A 16,222-nucleotide genomic window follows, 5' to 3' on the forward strand; every position below is an offset into this window, starting at 1 on the left:
AGGAGGTGCGTCGCGCAAGCGAGGATGCCGCCGTGGAGCCACGCCACCTCAAGGCGCTGCTCGGCCATCTGAGCACCCTGGGCATCTCGGTCGATCTCGGCGCCGTCGGCACGCGTGCCGCCGCCGCGACCACGAGTCGCAAGGCGACCACCACGGCCACCGCGAAGAAGGCGGCCGCCAAGAAGGCTGCGCCCGCCGCACCGCCGGCGAAGAAGGCCGCCGCCAAGAAGACGGACGAGGACGGCGTCGAGCTCGAGGAGGTCGAGATCGAGGAGATCGTCATCGAGGACGACGCCGCCGAGACCCCGGCCCGGGTCGGCCCCGACGGCAAGAAGATCCTCCCCGACATCTCGGACGACGAGTTCGAGAAGGAGAAGGACTCCGAGGAGATCAAGGAGGTCGAGAAGGAGTCCGAATCCTTCGTGGTCTCCAACTCCGACGACACCGACGAGCCCGTCCAGCAGGTCATGGTCGCCGGCGCGACCGCCGACCCGGTCAAGGACTACCTCAAGCAGATCGGCAAGGTCCCGCTGCTCAACGCCGAGCTCGAGGTCGAGCTCGCCACCCGCATCGAGGCCGGCCTCTTCGCCGAGGAGAAGCTCGGCAAGGGCGGCAAGATCAAGCCGCAGCTCCAGGAGGAGCTGGAGTGGATCGCCGAGGACGGCCGCCGCGCCAAGAACCACCTCCTCGAGGCCAACCTGCGACTCGTCGTCTCGCTGGCCAAGCGCTACACCGGCCGCGGCATGCTCTTCCTGGACCTGATCCAGGAGGGCAACCTCGGTCTGATCCGCGCCGTCGAGAAGTTCGACTACACCAAGGGCTACAAGTTCTCCACGTACGCCACCTGGTGGATCCGTCAGGCGATCACCCGCGCCATGGCCGACCAGGCCCGCACCATCCGTATCCCGGTGCACATGGTCGAGGTCATCAACAAGCTCGCCCGCGTGCAGCGCCAGATGCTCCAGGACCTGGGCCGCGAGCCCACCCCGGAGGAGCTCGCCAAGGAGCTCGACATGACCCCCGAGAAGGTCATCGAGGTCCAGAAGTACGGCCGCGAGCCGATCTCGCTGCACACCCCGCTCGGCGAGGACGGCGACAGCGAGTTCGGCGACCTGATCGAGGACTCCGAGGCGATCGTCCCGGCCGATGCGGTCAGCTTCACGCTGCTCCAGGAGCAGCTGCACGCGGTCCTCGACACGCTCTCCGAGCGCGAGGCGGGCGTGGTGAGCATGCGCTTCGGGCTGACCGACGGGCAGCCGAAGACGCTGGACGAGATCGGCAAGGTCTACGGCGTGACCCGCGAGCGGATCCGCCAGATCGAGTCGAAGACGATGTCGAAGCTGCGTCACCCGTCGCGCTCGCAGGTCCTGCGCGACTACCTCGACTGAGGCAGATCACTCTGCGCCCGAAGGCCGCCCCGTCATCACGACGGGGCGGCCTTCGCGTCTCCACGGGTCCCCGCCGCGATCGACCCGGCCCGAGTGGGTACCGTCTCCGGCATGTGGGAGCTGGTGCAGATCGTGGCCGACGGACCGTCCGAGACGATGGGTGAGTACGACACCGAGGAGCGCGCGCTCGAGGCCGCCCGGGAGGCGGTGGACTTCTCGGTCGCCCTCTACGCGGTACGGAACGACGGCACCGTGGTGTGGACGAACGAGTACGGATCCTTCGAGCGGGTCTGACCGCGGCGGACCGCTGCCGTCGGTCCCCGCCGAAGGAGGAGCGCCGATGGACGCCGATCTCGTCCCCTTCGTCCCCCGGGTCCCCGACGATGCGATCCGGGACCTGCGCCGTCGGCTGCTCGCGACCCGGTGGCCCGAGCCCGAGACCGTGCACGACCACTCCCAGGGCGTGCCGCTGGCTTGGCTCCAGTCGCTGTGTGCCCGCTGGGCGCAGGCGTATGACTGGCGCCGGGTCGAGGCCCGGCTGAGCGCCGTGCCGCAGTTCCGGACGGTGATCGACGGGGTGGGGATCCACCTGCTGTCCGCGCGCTCCCCGCATTCCGGAGCGCTCCCGCTCGTGCTCACCCACGGCTGGCCGGGCTCGGTGCTGGAGTTCCTCGACCTGCTGGGACCGCTCACCGACCCGCCGGCCCACGGTGGCGACGCGCGGGATGCCTTCCACGTCGTCGTACCGTCCTTGCCCGGCTACGGCTTCAGTGACCGGCCGGCCCGGGCAGGCTGGGGCACCCAGCGGATCGCGCGTGCCTGGGCCGAGCTGATGCGACGCCTCGGCTACGAACGCTACGGTGCCGCGGGCAGCGACTGGGGAACCACCGTCAGCAGCGACCTGGCCGTGGTCGCCCCCGGCGCGGTGGCCGGGATCCACCTGATCCCGCCACTCGCCGCGCCCGATCCGTCGCTGGAGCCCAGCGCCGCCGAGCGTCGAGCGCTGGTCGACCGCGAGGCGCGCTCGCGCACGGAGTCCGCCTACGGCGAGGTGCATCGCACCAAGCCGCAGACGATCGGCTACGCCCTGGTCGACTCGCCGGTCGCGCTGTGCGCCTGGATCGCGGAGAAGTACTGGACCTGGGTGGACCACGACGGCGACCTGGATGCGGCGATCGGCCCCGACACCGTCCTCGACACCGTCTCGCTCTACTGGTTCACCGCCACCGGCGCCTCGTCGGCCCGGCTGTACTGGGAGAGCATCGCGGAGGTCGAGCGCCGGCTGAGCCTGCCCGGGATCGATCCGGTCGCGGCGCCGACGGGTTGCTCCGTCTTCGCCGGCGAGGTGCCCCGCCCGTCCCGGCGCTGGGCGCAGCTGCGCTATCCCGACATCCGCTACTGGGCCGAGCACGAGCGGGGCGGTCACTTCGCCGCTCTGGAGGCTCCCGGGGCCCTGGTGGGGGACCTGCGTGCGTTCTTCCGGCTGGTCCGCTGAGACGGTCCCGGGACGAGGTGCCGCTTTTGCTTGTCGGCACCCGCGTAGGCGCGGATAGTGACTGTCATGGGGTCGACACTGTGGGCCACCTTTGCGGATGCGAGGGTTCCCCGCGTAGCAACGCGCCCGGTGGTGGCGTTGACAACGGGTGCTCTCTACCTGGTCGGCGGGCTCTGCGTCCTGGCCGTCGTCGTCGGTGACGCGCCGCCCTCGCAGCGGCTGGACCTGATGGTCATCCCGGTGCTGTCGATGGTCTCGGGGATCGTCGTGATGCTGTGGGGGCGGCGCTACCCGTGGTGGTTCTTCCACCTGTCTGTGCTGGCCGGCAACGTGCTCGTCGTGGCCCAGATCGCGCTCGGGCGCGGGCTGCCCGTGGTCGAGGCCGCCCTGCCGATGTACGTCTTCGTCATCCTCGGCGCCGCGTTCTTCTTCTCGCTGCGAGGCCTCGCCTTCCACCTCGCCCACGTCCTCGTCGCGACCACGATCGTCCTCCCGCTGCTCGGGGTGCCGTGGGAGTCGGCGGTCACCGTCACCAGCCTGTGCCTGGGCGTCGCCGCCGTGGTCGCGTTCATCTGCCGTGCCGCGGACGCCATCGAGGTCGACGCCCTCACCGGCCTGCTCAACCGCCGCGGGATCGAGCGCCGCCTGAGCGAGATGCTGGGACGTCGGGAGGACGGCGATCTCACCCTTGTCCTGCTCGAGCTCGACGGCTTCAAGGAGATCAAGGCCAACGAGGGCAACCAGTACGGCGATCACGTCCTGCGGCAATGCGCCGAGCGGATGCGGAAGCTGGTGCCGCGCGGCATCGAGCTGGGCCGCTACGACGGTGACGAGTTCGCGCTGATCGCCCTGATCGCGTCGGGCTGGTCCGCCGAGGAGGGCGTGCTCCTGGCGGACTCGCTGCGCACCAGCGTCCCGTTGGCGCTCAGCGTCTCGGCCGGCATCGCCTCATGGAAGCGAGGTGACACCGCGTCGATCCTGCTGGAGCGGGCCGACGTGGCGCTCCTCGGGGCGAAGGTCGAGGGGCGCGAGCGGACGCTGATCTACGGCGGGGGCGACCCCGTCGAGCCGCCCCCGGATCCCGAGGGGCCGAAGGGCGGCACGCACCTGCGCAGCGTCTGAGGCGGTTGTGGTCGCTGCGCGACGGCCGGCTCAGCCGCCCGCGACCAGAGCGACCGCGACGGCGCACAGCCCCAGGCCGACGGCCTGGGAGCGGTGGACGCGCTCACGCAGCACCACGATCGCCAGCAGCACCGTGGCAGCCGGGTAGAGCGCGGCGATCACGCTGACCACCGCGAGCAGCCCATGGTGGGTGGCGGCGAGGAATGCGACCATCGCACCCGCGGCCAGCACGCCGGTGGAGACGGCCATCAGGGCCGTACGGGTCCGGGGGACCCAGCTCTCACGCGCGATCGTGGCCCCGACGACCGCGACCAGCGCTGAAACCAGCAGCTCGGTGGCGATCGGCCACTGGCCCGAGCCGGCAGGAGCCTGGGCGATCGCGGCGAAGCCCACGCCGAAGCCGGTGCCTGCGAGCAGGCCGTCCACGACGCCCTCGCCGAGCCCGGCCCGCTGCCCGCTCTCCTCGCCGGGCACCTGGTCGGTGGCACTGGCCACCAGCCAGGTGGCCGGCAACGCCGCCAGGATCCCGATCCAGCTGATCGTCGAGGGGCGATCGCCGGTCAGCACGCCGACCGCCGCGGGGACGAGCGCGGCCATCACACCGGAGAGCGGGGCGACGACACCCATCCGCCCGGTGGCCAGGCCGCGGTACAGGTAGATGATGCCGATGCCGCCGCCCAGCCCAGCCAGGGCGCCCCAGCCGAACGCGGAGGCGGAGAGCGTCGCGCGGGACGTCAGGCAGATCACGACGAGCAGCAGCCCACCGGCGAGCTGCCCGGTGAACGCGGCCGTCCAGGGCTTGATGCGGGTGGAGAGGACCCCGCCGATGAAGTCGGAGGTGCCGTACAGGAGCGCCGAGACCAACGCGAGCAGGACGGCCATCAGGCGAGCCCTCCGCCGAGGATCACGACGGTCGGGGCACAGCGGGCGACGAGCACGGGCTCAGCCTTTCAGCACGCGGACGAGAAATGACCAGCGGCCCCGGACCAGGTCCGGGGCCGCTGGGACGTCGTAGTCGGGGGATCAGCCGTCGGAGAGCTTGTGGGTCTCGTCGGTGAAGCTGACGGCGATCTCCTTGAGCTTGTCACCGTGCTCGCGGGCGTGGTGAGCGCAGAAGAGCAGCTCGCCGCCGGACTGGAGCTCCACGCGAAGGTAGGCCTGGGCTCCGCAACGGTCACAGCGGTCCGCGGCGGTGAGCGGGGCGCTGCTGGCAACGGCAGTGGTCACATCGGCCTCTTTTCGTCGATCGTTCGGTGACTGGTGCAACGTAGCCGGGTCGCCCAAGATTCCCCAGCCGCCGTGTCCTGCGTCACCACCGTAGTACCCATCGGCAACGAGCGTGGCGAGACGAGGCAACGGGCGTGTCGCCGGGTAGATTTCTCGGAGCCGCACGACCCGAAGCAGGAGCACGTCATCGCCGAGAACACGTACAACGCAGCGCACCTCCTCGTCCTCGAGGGACTGGAGGCGGTGCGCAAGCGTCCGGGCATGTACATCGGTTCCACCGATACCCGGGGTCTCATGCACTGTGTGTGGGAGATCATCGACAACGGCGTCGACGAGGCCCTCGCCGGGCACGCGCACCGCGTCGAGGTGACCCTCCACGCCGACGGCTCCGTCGAGGTCTACGACGACGGTCGCGGCATCCCGACCGACAAGGAGCCCAAGACCGGGCTGCCCGGCGTCGAGGTGGTGGCCACCAAGCTCCACGCCGGCGGCAAGTTCGGTGGCTCCTCCTACGCCGCGACCGGTGGTCTGCACGGCGTCGGCCTGTCCGTCGTCAACGCGCTGTCGTCGCGGATGGACATCGACGTGGACCGTACGCCCGCGCGGCAGGGACTCAGCTTCCAGCGCGGCGTGCCCGGCGTGTTCGACGGCGACGGCGTCACGGCGACGTTCACGCCGCAGAGCGGACTGACCCGCAAGGGCGGCCGCGTCGCCAAGGGGAAGTCCGGCACTCTCGTCCGGTTCTGGCCGGACCGACAGATCTTCACCAAGGACGCGACCTTCGTCCTGGCCGACCTGATCACCCGGGCGCGGCAGACCTCCTTCATCGTCCCCGGCCTCGAGCTGGTGATCCGCGACCTGCGCGGTGACGAGCCGATCGAGGAGAAGTTCCTGCACGAGGGCGGCATCGCGGAGTTCGTCGACTTCCTCGCCCACGACGAGGCGGTCACCCCGATCCTGCGTCTCCAGGGCTCGGACACCTTCACCGAGACGGTGCCGATGCTCGACGACCTGGGTCACATGACGCCGCAGGACGTGGAGCGCGAGCTCATCGTCGACGTGGCGTGCCGGTGGGGGATGGGCTATGAGTCGGAGCTGCGCTCGTTCGTCAACGTGATCGCCACGCCCAAGGGCGGCACCCACGTCAGCGGCTTCGAGACCGCCATCACCAAGACCTTCAACGAGTCGATGAAGGCGGCCAAGGTGCTGAAGGTCAACGACGACGACGTGATCAAGGACGACGTGCTCGAGGGCCTCACCGCGGTGGTCACGGTGCGCCTGGCCGAGCCGCAGTTCGAGGGCCAGACCAAGGAGATCCTCGGCACGCCCGCCGCCCGTACGGTGGTGCGGAAGGTCGTCGCCGCCGAGCTCAAGACGTTCCTCAGCTCGACCAGGACCGCTGACAAGGCGATCGCCAAGCGGGTGATGGAGAAGGTGTACGGCGCGGCCAAGACGCGCCTGTCCCTGCGCCAGCAGAAGGAGACCCAGCGTCGCAAGAACGCGCTCGAGTCCTCCTCGCTGCCGGCCAAGCTGGCCGACTGCCGCTCCAACGACAACGACCGCACCGAGCTCTTCATCGTCGAGGGTGACTCGGCGCTCGGCACCGCGAAGATGGCGCGCAACTCCGAGTTCCAGGCGCTGCTGCCGATCCGCGGCAAGATCCTCAACGTCCAGAAGGCCTCGGTCGGCGACATGCTGAAGAACACCGAGTGCGCCTCGATCATCCAGGTCGTGGGAGCGGGCTCCGGGCGAACGTTCGACCTCGAGGCCCGGCGCTACGGCCGGATCATCTTCATGGCCGACGCCGACGCCGACGGCGCTCACATCCGGACGCTGCTTGCCACGCTCTTCATGAAGTACATGCCCGAGCTGATCATGGCCGGCCGGGTCTACTCCGCCGTCCCGCCGCTGCACCGCATCGAGCTGTCCAACCCGAAGAAGGGAATGGACAAGTACGTCTACACCTACTCCGACGACGAGCTGCAGCGGAAGCTGGCCGAGCTGAAGAAGCGGAACGTCAACTGGAAGGACCCGGTGCAGCGCTACAAGGGTCTGGGCGAGATGGACGCCGATCAGCTCGCCGAGACCACCATGGACCCGCGCCACCGCACCCTGCGCCGCCTCACGATCGACGACGCCGAGATGGCCGAGAACGTCTTCGAGCTGCTGATGGGCTCCGACGTCGCCCCGCGCAAGGAGTTCGTCATCGCGGGAGCGTACGAGGTCGACGCGGACGCGATCGACGCGTAGCGGGCGACCGCCACGCAGGGACGGGCCGAACGTCGGTTCAGCGCTTGCGGGCGAGGATGATCTCGGTGTCTCCGGGCCAGTCCCAGAACTGACCGGTCGGGCTCATCGACTCGAGCAGAGCACGCAGGTCGGCGAGGAACGGCTCGAGGTCGTCGCCGAGCACGGCGGGGGTGGCGTACGACATCGAGCGGACGCCGGCGATCACGCCGTCGACATCGCGGACGACGTCGGTGCGGCCGGGTGCGCGCAGCCGCGTGCAGCCACCGAACGCGGTGCGCTCGAGCGTGGTGGCGAAGGGCTCGGCGACCAGGTCGCGCACCAGCCGGTTCCCGGAGCGCAGGTGTGGGCCGGTGTAGCGCTTCACCAGGTCGTGGATCTCCAGATGGGGGACCGGCGGGGCGGCCGGAAGCGGTCCACGCGGCTGGCGAAGGTAGTCGTGGGTGATGAGCGCCATCGCACCACCGGGCTCGAGCAGGTCGTGGACCGCGGCGGCGACAGGCTCGCGGTCGACGCGGTGGAAGGACTGGCCGAAGGTCACCAGGCGAGCCTTGGGGAGCCCGAGGGAGGACAGCTCCTCGGCGGTCGCCTGCGCGAGCTCCGCGTCGATGCCCTGGGCGGCCAGGTGGCGACGCGCCTCGGCCAGCATCTCGGCATCGGGCTCGACGACCACGACCCGCTCGAAGAGTCCGCCCAGCGCCGCGGCGACCGTGCCGGGGCCCGCGCCGACGTCCACCAGCACGCCCGTGCCGCGCCGTCCCGAGTCTGTCGAGGGATCGAGCCCGAGGGCGTCCGCCAACACGGCGCCGAGCTCCGCGGAGTACGGCGGCCGGCCGGCGAGGTAGAACGGCGCGCTGCCGACGAACTGCGAGGGGTCGTACTCCATCGCGCCATCATGCTGGGAGAATCGATCCGTGGATCAGAAGGCACGCCGCGCGGCGATCACGAAGGCTCTGAAGGCCGGCGGCGCGAAGGCGCGCAAGGGGCATCTGCGGCTGCAGGCCGGTGAGCTCTTCTGGTACGTCGACGTGCGGGCCGATTCGCCGGCGCAGGCTGCGGCGCTCGTCTTCGAGGTCGGTGCATGGGCGCCCGCCGCCGGGCCCGAGCCCGACGGGGGCGCGATCGACTGTCCCCTGCTGGCCGATGTGCTGGTGAGGGAAGACCCGACCGCGGCGACCGTCGATCTCATTGCGCTGATCAGCCCGGTGACCGATCTGGCCGGGCTGCGCGCGTTCGTGGAGGCGGGCAGCCTGCCGGGCGCTCTGGTCGACCAGCAGCTGCGCGCGCTCTTCTGAGGGAGCTAGCTCCCGGCTCGTACCTCGTGGATCTCGTCGGCGACGAGACCGTGCGCCTCGCGGTGCACCGTGTTGGCGGCCTCCGCGTCGGGCGCATCGACGAGGCAGAAGACCGTGCCCTTCGCCTCGTCCACCCAATAGCTCATGTAGTTGACGCCGTGCGCGTCCTGGGTCGCCAGGTCTGCGGCATGCGCCTTCGCAACATCGTCGAGGCTGACCTCGCCGAGATGGTGGACATCCATGTAGAGAGGCATGTCGGCACGGTAGGCCTGACCCCGGCGATCCGCACCGGCCCGAGGTGACAATGCCTGATTTTGGGGTGCGCCCTGAGCGGCTCCCAACGCACGGGCATGACCGCGCTCCAGGGCGCCTGCGCGGCCCGGAATAGGCGGCGCGGAATAGGCTGTCCGGGTGGCGGTGATGACGACGAGGCGAGCGATCGTACGGCGCGGCGTGCGCGGTCCCGACGACCTCGCGGTCGAGTCACCGCTCGTCCTGGGCCTGGAGGGCGCGCCCGGCACGTCCAGCGAGGCGATCGCCACCCTGATGCGCACGCCAGGCCACGACCTCGAGCTGGCCGCGGGATGGCTCTGCGTCGAGTCCGGCGTCGCCGCGCCCGGCGACATCGTCCAGCTGCGGACCTGCCGCGAGGACGACACCGATCGCGTCCACATCACGCTCGCCGCCGGCGTACGACCGCCGCGCCCGCGCGCCTTCGTCACCTCGGCGGCCTGCGGCGTGTGCAGCGCGGACGTCCTCGACTTGGGCCCGCTGCGTCGGGCGCTGCCCTACCCGGTCGGCTGGCGTGTCGACGCGGAGGTGATCGCCGGGCTGCCCGACGAGCTGCGCACCGGCCAGCGGGCGTTCGCCAAGACCGGGGGCGTCCACGCCGCGGCGCTGGCGACAGCGGACGGCGCTCTCGGTCCGGTCTTCGAGGACGTCGGTCGGCACAACGCGGTCGACAAGGTGATCGGCAGGGCGCTGCTCGACGGCCGGCTCCCCGCCTCCGGGCGCATGCTCGTGGTGAGCGGGCGGGTCTCGTTCGAGATCGTGCAGAAGGCGGTCGCCGCGTCGGTCGCCGGCATCGTCGCCGTCTCCGCGCCGTCCTCGCTCGCCGTCGACCTGGCCCGCGAGCACGGCCTGCTGCTCGCCGGGATGGTCCGCGGCGGCGGGCTCAACGTGTACGCCGGCGACGACCTCGTCGTCTCCTAGGCCCGGCCGGTTGCTTGCCGGTTGCCGGTCGGTTGCCGGTCGGTTGCTCGTCGGTTGCTCGTCGGGCGCCGGCAGGTGTGTCAGGTGCGGGGGCGCCAGCGCTTCCAGAGGGCGTCGGCCTCGGCCCGCAGCTTGCCGTCGTGCTCGAGCCACACGTGCACCGTGATCTCGGGCTCGCTCGCCGAGCTCACCTCGGCACGCAGCGTGACCGGCTCGAGCAGCGGAGCCGGTCGCCGGTAGCGCACGTCGAGCCCGGCGGTGAGATACGGCAGCAGGGCATCGCCGAGCGAGCGCCAGCCGTTCTGCGCGGCGGTGTCGACCACCGCGGCAGCGCTGTGGCAGTCGAGGAGGGTGCCGATGATGCCGCCGTTGAGGAAGCCGATGCCGTTGTCGTGCTCGGGCCACGGCAGGAACGACGCGACGTAGCCGCCCTGCGCGGCGTCCTTCGAGCGGAACGAGCGCAGCTGCAGGCCACGCTCGTTGCGGGGCCCGCACCCGAAGCAGGTCAGCTCCGGGTACAGGCTCTCCTGCAGCGACGGTTCCGTCATCGATGGGCCGCCTCAGGCCTCGCGGCGCAGCAGCCCGCTGTCGACGTCGTACAGGAAGCCGGCGACCTTGACCGACTCCGGGATGAGCGGGTGCGACTTCACCTTGTGCACATCCTCCTTGAGGGCGCGGACCTGGTCGTCGATGACGTGGATCGGCTGCCACGAGGCATCGACGCCCGCCGAGGCCTCGATGCGGGCACGGAGGTCGGCCTCCGAGTTGGAGGCGACGGCGCAGCGGGTGTGCGGGACCACCAGGATCCGGGACACGTTCAGCAGGTGGGCGCCGAGAACGAGCGCCTCCATCGCGGCCTCGGTGACGCGACCACCGGGGTTGCGGAAGATCTTCGCGTCGCCGGGCTTGAGCCCGATCATGCGCAGCGGGTCGATCCGGGAGTCCATGCACGTCACCAGGGCCACGCCCGCCCGGGCGATGCCGTCGAAGCCGCCGTAGGCGAAGTCCGAGGCGAAGTCGGCGTTGGCGGCCAGCAGGTCGTCGAAGTCGGTGTTCTCAGCCATGCCCGGCACCTTAGCCGCCGATGCTGCCGAGGGCTTCGCGGGTGTCCACCTCGCGGGTCGGTGCCCCACGCAGCAGCGCCAGGGCAAGGACCGCGCCTGCCGCGGCGACGACCGCGGCCCAGCCGAAGACGGTGTGCTCCTGGGCGATGCCGGCCTGCTGGAGCAGGTCGCGGTAGGCATCGCAGAGACCCCCGTCGGATCCGCACACCGTGCTCATCGGGGGCAGATCCGCCTGGGCGGCATAGTAGTGCCGCAGCCCGAGGGTGGTGAGGGTGGAGATGCCGACCAGCATGCCGATCATCCGGGCCACCACGACCAGCGAGCTGGCGAGTCCGTGGATCGCGGCATCGGTGGTGGCCAGGACCGCGGCGTTGACCGGGGCGAGGACGAGACCGAAGCCGAGGCCGGCCAGGAGCAGGGGGACGCTCGCTCCGGCGTGACGCAGGGCGTCGACGTCCCACCGTGCCATCCAGGCGAGCCCGATCGCGCCGAGCACCAGCCCGCCGGCCGCGATCGCGCCCGCAGGCAGGCGCCGGGTCAGCCAGCCGCCGGCGACGGCACCGATCGGGAGCGCGACCAGGAAGCGGACCAGGACCAGGGCGGCCTTGAGCTGGCTGTCGGCGTAGACGGTGGTGCGGGCGAAGAGAGGTACGTCGATCAGGGCGGCGACCAGGGCTCCGCCGATGAGCAGGCTGACCACGACCGAACCCCAGGCGGCCCGCGGACGCAGCGCCCCACGCGGGACGAGCGGCGCGGCAGCGGTGCGCTGCCGGAGGGCGAACGCCGCCAGCGCGACAGCGGCGACGCCGAGGTAGACCCAGCCACGTGCCGCCATCGCCTGCACCTGCGGATCAGCGGTCGAGAACGCCAGGATCACGCCGGCCAGGGCGACCGACAGCAGCAGCGCACCCGGCAGGTCGACGTCGCGGGCGCTCGCCGCCCAGCCGCGCAGGTCGATCAACGGCCAGCGCGGGGTGCGGGCGAAGGCGCAGAGGACGAGGTAGAGCGCGAGCGCGGCCAGGCAGGCGAGGCCGAGCGGCGTGGTCCAGCGGCCCTCGCCGAACGCCGGGATGAAGAGCTGGCCCCACGTCAGGTCGCGCATCATCGACGTCGGCTGGATGAAGACCAGGCCGCCGGTCAGCGCCGCGACGAGCAGGAGCAGGGCTCCGATGGTCTGGACCACCGGACGTCGGGCCTGTCGAGACGTGGCGGTGGTCGGACGTCGAGCCTGTCGAGACGTGGCGGTGGTCGGACGTCGAGCCTGTCGAGACGTGGCGGGCGTCTCGACAGGCTCGACCTGCGGGGACCCGACCGGAGGCGCGGCCTTCGGTCGGCCCAGGGCGATGGCCAGCACGACGCCGACGAGCAGGTTGAGCCCGAAGATCGCCCGCCAGTCGGCGATCGCCAGCACGATCGCGCCGGCGAGCGGGCCGAGCAGGGAGCCGGCCTCCTGCACCGCGGACACCACACCCAGCGGCACGCCGCGCCGCTCGACCGGGTAGAGGTCGGCGACCAGCGCCAGCGTGGCCGGGACGAGCGCTCCGCCGCCGACGCCCTGCAGGAAGCGGCCCAGGACCATCGGCCCCAGCCCGTACGCCAGCGCGGTGAGCAGCGACCCGAGCGAGAAGACGACCAGGCCGGCGACCAGCACCGGAAGGCGTCCTCGGCGATCCGCGATCGAGCCGATCAGGGGGAGCATCGCGACGTAGCCGAGCAGGAACGCCGAGATGATCGGCGTCGCCTGCTGCAGTTGCTCCACCGAGAGCCCGACGCCGGCCATCATGTCCGGCAGCGCGAGCACCACGACGTAGGTGTCGGCGGCCGCGAACGCGACGGCGATCGCCGCCAGCGCGAGCAGGCGGCGTCCGGCGCGTGCGTCCGGCGGAGCCTCGGTCACGGGCGGGTGATGGTCTTGTCGGTGCCGTACTCGTCGAGCGTCACCGTGTAGGTCGAGGCCTCCTCGCCGGCGCCGTAGAACTTCCCGGTGAGGACCGCCTGGGAGAGCTCGTGGTCGTCGCCGATCGTGTACGAGACGTCGAAGGTGCCGGTCGCGCTCGAGACGATGGTGGCGACGGCCGAGGCGGGCAGGGTGCCGGTGTAGGTGGTCAGGACCTCCTTGTTGTCCTTGCCGCCGCGCACGCTCTTGCCCGCCTTCGGGTCCTCGGTCGCGGTGAGGAGGTTGGAGAGGCCGGTGTCCGGCGAGATCAGCGAGGACGGGTCCGGGACGCCGTAGTCGACCGGGTCGATGCTCTGCCAGCTCGTCGTGAGCGGCAGCTGCGCGTAGACGTCGCCGTCGACAGCGATCACGGGCACCTTGGCCGAGGTGCCGAGCAGGTGGACGGTGATCGTGCCGTCGAACGCGGGGGCGTGGGTGAGCGTGCCCTCGGCCCCGGCCAGGACGTTGCCGCTCGGCAGGTCGGCGCCGTCGAGCCGGATCTCGACCCCGGAGGTGTCGTCGAGCGTCTTCTTCGCGCTCGCCAGGGCCTCGGTGGGGGACTCGGTGGGCGCCGACGATCCACCGCAGCCGGTCAGGGCGACGGTGGCGGCGGTGGCCAGGGTCAGGGAGAGGGCCCACGTACGGGCGGAGCGTCGCAGCACGGCGCTCACCCTTCCACACCCACCCCGCGCGCTCACTCCGCGGCGGGAGCCCCGAGCAGTGCGCCCGCCGGGCCGCCGACAGCGTCGATCGGCTGACTCAGCGGGATGCCGGAGCCGTCGCGTCGGCCGTCGACCTCCGGCAGCTCGACCGGGGCGCCGCTGGCGGCCGCGGCGCGCGCCGGCGCCGTGCCGGCCCAGGCGTAGATGAGGGTGTCCTCGCCCTTGAGGTAGCGCTGGCAGCGGACGCCGCCGGTGGCGCGGCCCTTGCCGGGGTACTCGCTGAACGGCGTCACCTTGGCCGAGCCGGTCTCGGTGCCCGGAAGCGCGGTCGAGGCGCCGGCCACGGTCACGACGGTGGCACCCTCACCGGCCTCGGGGTCGAGGGCGCCGAAGAAGACGACCTTCGAGCCGTGGGCGATCCGCACGCCCGCGATGCCGCCGCCGGAGCGGCCCTGGGGCCGGACCTGGTCGGCCCCGAAGTGGAGCAGCTGGGCGTCCGAGGTGATGAAGCAGAGGGTCTCCTCGCCGGTACGCAGCTGGACCGCGCCGACGACCTCGTCGCCATCGGCCAGCCGGATGACCTCCCACTCGTCCTTGCCGAGCACCTCGGGGTTGACCCGCTTGACGATGCCGAGCTTCGTGCCGAGCGCCAGACCCGGGCCCTCGCCGGTGATGGTGCACAGCCCCAGGGCGCGCTCGCCCGGGTCGAGGGAGAGCAGCGCCGAGAGCGGCAGCCCGCCCTGGAGGTTGGGCTCGCCGGCTGTCGGCGGGATCTCCGGCAGCTCGAGCACGCCGAGGCGCAGCAGTCGGCCGGTGGAGGTGAGGATGCCGATGTCGCCGCGCGCCGTGGCCGGAACCGCGGAGACGATGACGTCGTGGTTCGCCCTGTCGCCGCCTGCGCCACCGCCCGCCGAGCCCAGCGGCTCGTCCGAGCGCGTCCGCGCGAGCAGACCGGTCGAGCTGAGCAGCGCGAAGCACGCCGAGTCCGGGACCTCGAGCGGCGAGGCGGCAGCCGCCGCCGCGGCGGTGCCGGCCGAGGAGAGCAGGACCGTACGGCGCGGGGTGCCGTACGTCTTGGCAACCTCCGCCAGCTCGTCGGAGACGACCTTCTTCAGCAGGTTCTCGTCGGAGAGGATCGCGTCGAGCTGGTCGATGGTCTCCTGCAGCTCGGACTGCTCCTTCTCCAGCTCGATGCGGGAGAACTTGGTGAGCCGGCGCAGCGCCATGTCGAGGATGTACTCGGCCTGCAGCTCGGAGAGGTCGAAGACCTCGATGAGGCGCGACTTGGCCTCGGCACCGTTCTCCGAGGAGCGGATCAGCTGGATGACCTCGTCGATGTCGATGATTGCCAGCAGCAGGCCCTCGACCAGATGGAGCCTGGCCGCGGCCTTGTCCCGACGGAACTGCGAGCGACGCCGTACGACGTCGTAGCGGTGGCCCAGGAAGACCTCGAGCAGCGGCTTGAGGCCGAGGGTGCGCGGCTGGCCGTCGACCAGGCAGACGTTGTTGATGCCGAAGGAGTCCTCGAGCGGGGTCTGCTTGTAGAGCTGCTCGAGCAGCGCCTCGGCGACGAAGCCGTTCTTGACCTCGATGACGATCCGGGTGCCGTTGTTCTTGTCGGTCAGGTCGGTCAGGTCGCTGATGCCCTGCAGCTTCTTGGCCTGGACCAGCGACTTGATCCGCTCGATGACCTTCTCGGTGCCGACGCCGTACGGCAGCTCGGTGACCACGATGCCCTTGCGGCGCCCGATCGTCTCGACGCGCGCGGTCGCGCGGATCTTGAAGGTGCCACGGCCGGTCTCGTACGCGTCGCGGATGCCGTCCAGGCCCACGATGGTGCCGCCGGTCGGCAGGTCGGGGCCCGGGACGAAGCGCATCAGCTCGTCGAGGTCGGCGGCCGGGCGGGTGATCAGGTGACGGCACGCGGCGACGACCTCGATGAGGTTGTGCGGGGCCATGTTGGTCGCCATGCCGACCGCGATGCCGGCGGCGCCGTTGACCAGGAGGTTGGGGATCGCGGCCGGGAGCACGGTCGGCTCCAGCTCGCGCCCGTCGTAGTTGCCGCGGAAGTCGACGGTGTTCTCGTCGATGCTCGCGGTCATCGCCACGGCCGGGGCGGCCATCCGGCACTCGGTGTATCGCATCGCGGCCGCGCCCGAGACGCCGTCGGGCGAGCCGAAGTTTCCATGGCCGTCGACCATCGGCAGCCGCATCGTCCACTGCTGCACGAGGCGCACGAGGGCGTCGTAGATGGCGCTGTCGCCGTGCGGGTGGAGGCGACCCATCACCTCGCCGACCACGCGCGCGGACTTCACGTGGCCGCGATCGGGCAGCAGCCGCATGTCGTTCATCGTGTAGAGGATCCGGCGCTGCACCGGCTTGAGGCCGTCACGCGCGTCGGGCAACGCCCGGGAGTAGATGACCGAGTAGGCGTACTCCAGGAAGGACGACTGCATCTCGTCCTTGATGTCGGTGTCGAGGATGTGCTCCTCGAAGTCGTCGGGGAGCTCCTGCTGGGTCTTGCCGCGTGCCATGGGGTGCATTCTCGCTGGTGGCACCGACGGTTTCACGTCA

Annotated in this window: 16 protein-coding genes; 7 read left to right on the forward strand and 9 right to left on the reverse strand. The window is 71.3% G+C overall.

Annotated elements, in window-relative coordinates; all coding sequences use genetic code 11:
• The first annotated feature begins 32 nt into the window (after positions 1-32).
• The 4 genes from ACZ5L9_RS14585 (at position 33) to ACZ5L9_RS14600 (ending at position 4,005) form a co-directional block, all read left to right on the forward strand.
• Positions 33-1,388, forward strand: coding sequence for an RNA polymerase sigma factor (locus ACZ5L9_RS14585; protein WP_464528898.1), 1,356 nt, complete (start codon positions 33-35; stop codon positions 1,386-1,388).
• A 111-nt stretch (positions 1,389-1,499) separates the two neighbouring features.
• Positions 1,500-1,682: a hypothetical protein gene (locus ACZ5L9_RS14590; protein WP_464528899.1), complete on the forward strand. Its 183-nt coding sequence runs from the start codon at positions 1,500-1,502 to the stop codon at positions 1,680-1,682.
• A 46-nt stretch (positions 1,683-1,728) separates the two neighbouring features.
• Positions 1,729-2,883 (forward strand): epoxide hydrolase family protein, encoded by a 1,155-nt coding sequence (locus tag ACZ5L9_RS14595; protein ID WP_464528900.1) that lies wholly within the window; start codon positions 1,729-1,731, stop codon positions 2,881-2,883.
• A 129-nt stretch (positions 2,884-3,012) separates the two neighbouring features.
• A complete protein-coding gene (locus ACZ5L9_RS14600; protein ID WP_464528901.1) occupies positions 3,013-4,005 on the forward strand; it encodes a GGDEF domain-containing protein in 993 nt (330 codons plus the stop codon).
• A gap of 30 nt (positions 4,006-4,035) precedes the next feature.
• On the opposite strand, the gene ACZ5L9_RS14605 is transcribed toward ACZ5L9_RS14600, so the two are convergent.
• Together ACZ5L9_RS14605 and ACZ5L9_RS14610 are read right to left on the reverse strand one after the other, a co-directional pair.
• On the reverse strand, positions 4,036-4,887 hold the full coding sequence (locus tag ACZ5L9_RS14605; protein ID WP_464528902.1) for an EamA family transporter: 852 nt from the start codon (positions 4,885-4,887) through the stop codon (positions 4,036-4,038).
• 141 nt (positions 4,888-5,028) lie between these two features.
• A complete protein-coding gene (locus ACZ5L9_RS14610; protein ID WP_464528903.1) occupies positions 5,029-5,232 on the reverse strand; it encodes a DUF7455 domain-containing protein in 204 nt (67 codons plus the stop codon).
• Positions 5,233-5,418: 186 nt separating this feature from the next.
• Here ACZ5L9_RS14610 and ACZ5L9_RS14615 point away from each other — a divergent pair, with 186 nt between their 5' ends.
• Complete coding sequence (locus ACZ5L9_RS14615) at positions 5,419-7,482, forward strand: DNA gyrase/topoisomerase IV subunit B (RefSeq protein WP_464536865.1); 2,064 nt, start codon at positions 5,419-5,421, stop codon at positions 7,480-7,482.
• Between the two features lie 37 nt (positions 7,483-7,519).
• Here the strand turns inward: ACZ5L9_RS14615 and ACZ5L9_RS14620 are convergent, their stop codons facing one another.
• On the reverse strand, positions 7,520-8,365 hold the full coding sequence (locus ACZ5L9_RS14620; RefSeq protein WP_464528904.1) for a class I SAM-dependent methyltransferase: 846 nt from the start codon (positions 8,363-8,365) through the stop codon (positions 7,520-7,522).
• A 28-nt stretch (positions 8,366-8,393) separates the two neighbouring features.
• Between ACZ5L9_RS14620 and ACZ5L9_RS14625 the strand changes: the two genes are divergently transcribed.
• Complete coding sequence (locus ACZ5L9_RS14625; RefSeq protein WP_464528905.1) at positions 8,394-8,774, forward strand: hypothetical protein; 381 nt, start codon at positions 8,394-8,396, stop codon at positions 8,772-8,774.
• A 5-nt stretch (positions 8,775-8,779) separates the two neighbouring features.
• Here ACZ5L9_RS14625 and ACZ5L9_RS14630 read toward each other — a convergent pair whose 3' ends face one another.
• A complete protein-coding gene (locus ACZ5L9_RS14630; protein WP_464528906.1) occupies positions 8,780-9,028 on the reverse strand; it encodes a DUF4242 domain-containing protein in 249 nt (82 codons plus the stop codon).
• Between the two features lie 166 nt (positions 9,029-9,194).
• Between ACZ5L9_RS14630 and ACZ5L9_RS14635 the strand changes: the two genes are divergently transcribed.
• Complete coding sequence (locus tag ACZ5L9_RS14635) at positions 9,195-9,986, forward strand: formate dehydrogenase accessory sulfurtransferase FdhD (protein ID WP_464536867.1); 792 nt, start codon at positions 9,195-9,197, stop codon at positions 9,984-9,986.
• A gap of 80 nt (positions 9,987-10,066) precedes the next feature.
• Here ACZ5L9_RS14635 and ACZ5L9_RS14640 read toward each other — a convergent pair whose 3' ends face one another.
• The 5 genes from ACZ5L9_RS14640 to ACZ5L9_RS14660 are packed head-to-tail and all read right to left on the reverse strand — an operon-like array spanning position 10,067 to position 16,182.
• Complete coding sequence (locus tag ACZ5L9_RS14640) at positions 10,067-10,534, reverse strand: PaaI family thioesterase (RefSeq protein WP_464528907.1); 468 nt, start codon at positions 10,532-10,534, stop codon at positions 10,067-10,069.
• Positions 10,535-10,546: 12 nt separating this feature from the next.
• The gene (locus ACZ5L9_RS14645) at positions 10,547-11,050 is read right to left on the reverse strand and encodes a beta-class carbonic anhydrase (protein WP_464528908.1); all 504 of its coding nucleotides are present in this window, start codon (positions 11,048-11,050) and stop codon (positions 10,547-10,549) included.
• A gap of 10 nt (positions 11,051-11,060) precedes the next feature.
• Positions 11,061-12,947, reverse strand: coding sequence for an MFS transporter (locus ACZ5L9_RS14650; RefSeq protein ID WP_464528909.1), 1,887 nt, complete (start codon positions 12,945-12,947; stop codon positions 11,061-11,063).
• Positions 12,944-13,648, reverse strand: coding sequence for an LppX_LprAFG lipoprotein (locus ACZ5L9_RS14655; protein ID WP_464528910.1), 705 nt, complete (start codon positions 13,646-13,648; stop codon positions 12,944-12,946). The genes ACZ5L9_RS14650 and ACZ5L9_RS14655 overlap by 4 nt, the downstream gene beginning before the upstream one ends.
• A 32-nt stretch (positions 13,649-13,680) precedes the next feature.
• Positions 13,681-16,182, reverse strand: a complete 2,502-nt coding sequence (locus tag ACZ5L9_RS14660) for a DNA gyrase/topoisomerase IV subunit A (protein ID WP_464528911.1) — start codon at positions 16,180-16,182, stop codon at positions 13,681-13,683.
• Positions 16,183-16,222: the final 40 nt, after the last annotated feature.

The sequence above is a fragment of the Nocardioides sp. JCM 18998 genome, from assembly GCF_055391535.1.